We start from the raw sequence: 5,732 nt of genomic DNA, 5'->3' as shown, positions 1-5,732 counted from the left end.
GAAGAGAGGAGGAGACGTGATGGAGTATCAGAATTTTTCGCTCATTAAAGAAGATATTCAGGCTGATGCTTGGGGACGGATTAGCCTTGGGACTGAATGTAGCAACCGTCACTATCGAATACTGATGAATGCAAGCGGGGAACTTCTTTTGGTTCCCATGGTGGCGATTCCAGAGGGAGAACTATGGGCTTTTCAGAATCCTAGTGTCCGCGAGTCGCTCAAACGGGGGCTCGCGGAAGCCAGCACGGGAAATTTAGCTGAAGAACCCGTCGATTTAGACGCTATGCTTGAGTTTGCTGAATCTATTCCTGAAGAAGTCGAGGAGTAATTGAATTTCTCTTTACGACAGACACAGGAAGCTCGAAATACTCTATCTGAATTGCGAGCAGAAGCGGAACAGGCTCAAAAGACTCGCCTGGCTCAAGGTAGGACAAAAGCATCGAAACAAGAGGGTCTCTACAAACAGGTAACAAAAGCCCTCAAGCTCCTCAGTACAAACCCAAGACATCCAGGACTAAAAACCCACGAATTTAATTCCCTCGACAACCCTTATGATTCAACACAGAAGGTTTTTGAAGCCTACGCCCAACAGAATACACCGGGAGCCTATCGAATTTTCTGGTGCTATGGACCTCATTCGGGGGAAATCACCATTCTCGCTATTACACCTCATCCGTAGATCACAACATTGTAGGGGCGAAGCATTCGGGCGATAACCTATCGCTGAAACCGTAGATTTCCTATCCGAATGCTTCGCCCTTACTTTTTCAGCAAGCCCGAAATAGTTAGCGCTGAAGCGCAACAACAAGCCAGGTTCGTGAGGGAGTGAGGGAGGATCATCACCCCATCACCCCCCCATCACCCCATCACCCTCTCTTTTTAAAGCCAGATTTAGTATTAGGGGGGAGTTAGACCAAACCCCGCACCTCCTCAACCCCAACCCCGAAAACAGAAGCAATACCGACAAGAATCCCCTCATCTTGCGTTTGCTGATAAAGAGCAACAAGACGAGGCAAAGAAAAGGTTTGTACGCTGTAATTATCGTTAAATTCTGCCCAAATTTGTAAGGCTTGCAGGTAATAACTTTTGGCTTGGCTCAATTCCCCAACTCCTTCCGCTACCATTCCCAACTCGTGCAGGGGGTTGGCTTGCCCGTAGCGATCGCCATATTCAATGAAGATCTCAATAGCTTGCTGGTAGTAGCTTCGGGCTTGCTCCCATTCCCTCAATTCTTCCGCTACCCTTCCCAACTGGTGCAGGGTTCCGGCTTGCTCATAGCGATCCCCATATTCAATCTTGATTTCAATAGCTTGCTGGTAGTAGCTTCGGGCTTGCTCCCATTCCCTCAATTCTCCCGCTACGATTCCCAAACAGTGCAGGGTTCCGGCTTGCTCATAGCGATCCCCATATTCAATGTAGATCTCAATAGCTTGCTGGTAGTAGCTTCGGGCTTGCTCCCATTCCCTCAATTCTTGCGCTACTGATCCCAAATTGTGCAGGGTGCTGGCTTGAGAAAAGCGATCTCCATATTCAATGAAGATTTCAATAGCTTGCTGGTAGTAGCTTCGGGCTTGCTCCCATTCCCTCAATTCTTGCGCTACCCTTCCCAACTGGTGCAGGGTTGTAGATAGGTAAGATTGTTTTGTCCTTTCTTCTATTTGACTTAGTGATTGATATGCTTGCAAAGCTTTTTCATAGTAATTCTTGGCTAAGTTATATTGTTTTATGTCTAGCAGTCCACTTCCATACCTATGAAATGCAAATCCCATTTCATAACCAAACTCAGTTTGCGAAAATTCAGGAGGATATTTTTCTATCGATTGGCACAAACTCTCCATAAATTTTGCTCTAGTTACTGAATCAGAAGTGACTTCATAGTAATTATCTAAGCAAGTAAAAAATCCAAAACTTTCCTGCTTCTCCAAACAAATCTGCAACGCATTGAACAGATTTTCATACTCCCAGCGACAGAACAATATCCCTAACTGCTTCTCCTGCGGATTTTTGGAATCTAGTAAGGTATCATAATAACCTGCCAAGTCTCGGTAATGATTCTTAAAACCCTCCCAAATTGCTGCTTGTGTCTCTGGTGCTAATTCCTTTAACTTCGTCTTCAGGAAGTAGGGAAAAATGGGTTGAATAGTCAATAAATACGGCAATTCTTCACTCATCGGCGAAAGCAAACCCCAATGAATCGCTTCTTCTATCGCTGCATCAAATTGGTCAAACTGATAGCCTTGTAAAGGTTCTAATTGCTGTAGTTGTTGGCTATATTGACGAATAACACCCCTGAAAATAAACCCACTAAAAGGCGCTAAACAGAGTAACAACTTCTGCGCCTCCTCCGACAAATTACTGTGGGAATATTCCACACATTTGATGATATTATTAGTCTTATCCTCATCCCCCACATTAACTAACTCCGCCAACTGTAACCCTTGCCAAATCTCCTCCGGTGACTGTCGCTTCAGATTCGCTAATACCACTTCCATCGCCAACGGATATCCCGCCAACAACTTCATCAAGCGCTTAAAATAATCATCCTTTTTAATCGCATTTTTCCGACTCTTCGCCTGACGTTCTAAAATTCTCTCCGCTAATTCAGTTCTCGACTCTTGGTCTAATCCTTGTAACTGATAGATATTCTCCTTAAAAGTCCTGCGTTGCAGCCAAGTTTCCTCACTGCGAGAACCCAAAATCACCTTCGTCTTTCCCCCGACCAAATTCTTGAGAAAATCGGCGATTGCTTCCCTCTCATTCTCCGGTAAAGTATTCTGAATTGCTAACGGTTGTCCCGTCACCGACTCCAGATTATCTAAAATGAGAATATACGCCTCACTGCGGAGTTTTTGCTCTAGTTTCCTTACTCGCGCTTTCAGGTTCATCGCTTGGAAACTCGCCTGTTCAAAACGATTATAAATTCCCTGACCGATTTCATGGACAATCTGTTCTAACGTCCAAGCTTTTCTATCATAACCAAAATAGAAAATATGGGTCGCCCAGTTGGTTTTCTGCCACCATTCTCGTAGATAATTGAGTAAGGTAGTTTTTCCTGTCCCTCCCATTCCTTTGAGTAAAAGGATATTATGTTTCAGCAGCGCCTTTTCCATCTTGAGAATTTCTAAATCCCTGCCGACAAAGCCGTATTCTGGTAAAGGAAAGACATATTGATTGCCGATATGTTCCCAGTATTTTTCCTCCTCTTCTGGAGTAAATGGACGCAAATTGAGATTAATTTTACCGCGACAATAAATCACCGGTAATAACCAATCTTCTAAATCTATTATCGTATTATAATAGGCGCGGCGTTGCTTATTATTGAATAACTCTAACCGTCCCTTTCGCATCGCTTCCGTTAGGTCTTTTCCGTTCAATAATTGCTGATAAATTGGTTTCATCATCAACTTAGCTGCAGAAACCGTCACCGAATATCCCATCGCCACCACTGCTTGCATTCCCGCAGTCATCAAACGACTCCCTAAACTGGTTTCCCGATAGTCTTCTGATTCCTGGGAAATTTGCTTTGCTGACTGACAAGCATTGAGAATACAAATAGGGATATTTTTCCCAGTGAGTAAATTCGCTAATTCCGTCGCTTCTACCGGAGTCGCTTGACCTTTTTCTTCTCCTTCCAGAAACAGAAAAGCTTTTACTCCCTCATATTCTGCTAAATCCTCCAGTCCCCATCCCCTTTGATAGCGCCAAGAATCCCCGTGAACCTGTCTTTGGTACTGTTCATATTCCATCAATCCGCCATGAACATCGAAATGAATAACATGATAGTATCCTTCTCCCTTCTCATCCAGATGTCTGGTTAGTGATTCATAAGTTCCGGGACGCAAAATATCAATTTTTACCGGTATTTCACTACTATTTACCAGTTCTACTAAAGGACGGGAAATCGTGCGATAGTTAACATCAGATTCCTCATTAGGACGCGCAATCACCACCAGAAGATTGATAGTAGGATAAGTGGCCATTTGCACCGGGACAACTGTAGCCCCTCGACGCTGGCGGGAGATGATACAATCTATAGAAAAAGGACGCGGTAAATCAGGATCTTTCAGCGCTTCCCAATGTAAAGCTTGAAATTCTGGCGACTGACTTTCGATGATAATTTGCAGTTGACTTAACTGCTTTCGCAAGTCTCGATATTCCCCATAAGCATTTAAATTACTCTGGAAAACCTGTTTAAATAGGTTTTCGCCATAGTTTTGGACACTGTTGGCGGCTTTTTGCGCCTTATCCGTGTCTAGGGTGGGAAATACTAACCATTCCTCAAAGTACCATTCTAGGTCTTTTTCTTCTTGGTTAGTAAAGGGGTCAGTAACCGTAATTGGGTAGCTGTTACCGCTATCAAAATTGAGACTAGCAGTAAAGCCACCATCGTTAATTCCTTCTTCGCGGATGGTGAGGACTAACATAGAGATAAGTTTAGAATTGTTCTATTACAACTCTTCAGCAGTTTAACGGTATTATACTGGAAAAAACCTATTGCTTTGAGCCTATGGATGTTCGAGCGGCAGTTGCCCTAGAAGCAGGAAAACCCCTAACTATTGAAACGGTAAAATTAGCCGCACCGCAAGCGGGGGAAGTGTTAGTAGAAATCAAAGCCACGGGAGTTTGTCACACCGATGCCTATACTCTCTCTGGGGCCGATCCTGAAGGCTTATTTCCCTCAATTTTAGGCCATGAAGGGGCCGGAATCGTGGTAGAAGTGGGAAAAGGTGTCACTAGCCTAAAAGTGGGGGATCATGTTATTCCCCTATACATTCCCGAATGTCGTCAGTGCGAATACTGTCTCAGCTTTAAAACCAATCTCTGTCAAGCGATTCGTCTTACCCAAGGTCGGGGAGTAATGCCGGATGGAACCAGTCGTTTTTCCCTCGATGGTCAGCCTCTTTATCACTACATGGGAACCTCGACTTTTGCTAACTATACCGTACTGCCGGAGATTTCCCTAGCCAAGATTCGCCCGGATGCTCCCTTTGAAAAAGTCTGTTATATCGGCTGCGGAGTCACTACAGGTATCGGTGCGGTGATTAATACCGCTAAAGTGGAACCGGGGGCAAAAGTGGTGGTTTTTGGTCTGGGAGGTATCGGTTTAAACGTTATTCAAGGGGCCCGTTTGGTGGGAGCCGATATGATTGTCGGGGTCGATATCAATCCCCAGAAACAAGCTTTAGCCACCAAATTCGGGATGACTCATTTTGTTAATCCCCAAGAAATCGAGGGGGATTTAGTGGCCTATCTGGTGGATTTAACTAAGGGTGGGGCCGATTATAGTTTTGAGTGTATCGGCAATGTCCAGATTATGCGTCAAGCTTTGGAATGTTGCCATAAAGGTTGGGGTGTTGCCACTATTATCGGTGTAGCCGGGGCCGGCCAAGAAATTAGTACCCGTCCTTTTCAATTAGTCACCGGACGGGTCTGGAAAGGTACGGCTTTTGGTGGGGCGAGAGGCCGTACAGATGTACCAAAAATAGTCGATTGGTACATGGACGGCAAGATTAACATTGATGATTTAATCACCCACGTTCTACCTCTGGCAAGGATTAACGAGGCCTTTGACCTGATGCGCCAAGGGGATTCTATCCGCAGTGTGATTACATTTTGAACAGGGATAATGTTAAATTGGGTTAAGAAATACTTGACAAACTTTTAACTATATGTATGCGCCAGTTTCCAGGCCCTCTTTAACTTACTATAGAAGCGCTCAATCTTTGTGTCCT

4 protein-coding genes are annotated in these 5,732 nt (G+C 44.5%); 3 read left to right on the top strand and 1 reads right to left on the bottom strand.

Annotation, left to right across the window (positions count from 1 at the left end):
• Positions 1-19 precede the first annotated feature (19 nt).
• Entirely contained in the window at positions 20-328 is a 309-nt protein-coding gene (locus PX636_RS07285) for a hypothetical protein (RefSeq protein WP_353853461.1), read from the top strand.
• Positions 329-679, top strand: a complete 351-nt coding sequence (locus PX636_RS07280) for a hypothetical protein (protein ID WP_002775598.1) — start codon at positions 329-331, stop codon at positions 677-679. It abuts the gene before it with no gap.
• 229 nt (positions 680-908) lie between these two features.
• Here the strand turns inward: PX636_RS07280 and PX636_RS07275 are convergent, their stop codons facing one another.
• Positions 909-4,424 (bottom strand): tetratricopeptide repeat protein, encoded by a 3,516-nt coding sequence (locus tag PX636_RS07275; protein WP_288116613.1) that lies wholly within the window; start codon positions 4,422-4,424, stop codon positions 909-911.
• Positions 4,425-4,507: 83 nt separating this feature from the next.
• On the opposite strand from PX636_RS07275, the gene PX636_RS07270 reads away from it, so the two are divergent.
• A complete protein-coding gene (locus PX636_RS07270; RefSeq protein WP_104398183.1) occupies positions 4,508-5,617 on the top strand; it encodes an S-(hydroxymethyl)glutathione dehydrogenase/class III alcohol dehydrogenase in 1,110 nt (369 codons plus the stop codon).
• Positions 5,618-5,732: the final 115 nt, after the last annotated feature.

It is taken from the genome of Microcystis sp. M53598_WE2 (assembly GCF_030067735.1).
Classification (GTDB): Bacteria; Cyanobacteriota; Cyanobacteriia; order Cyanobacteriales; family Microcystaceae; genus Microcystis; species Microcystis aeruginosa.
The sequence above is the reverse complement of the archived record's forward strand: the minus strand, read 5'-3'. Positions and strand labels throughout refer to the sequence as shown.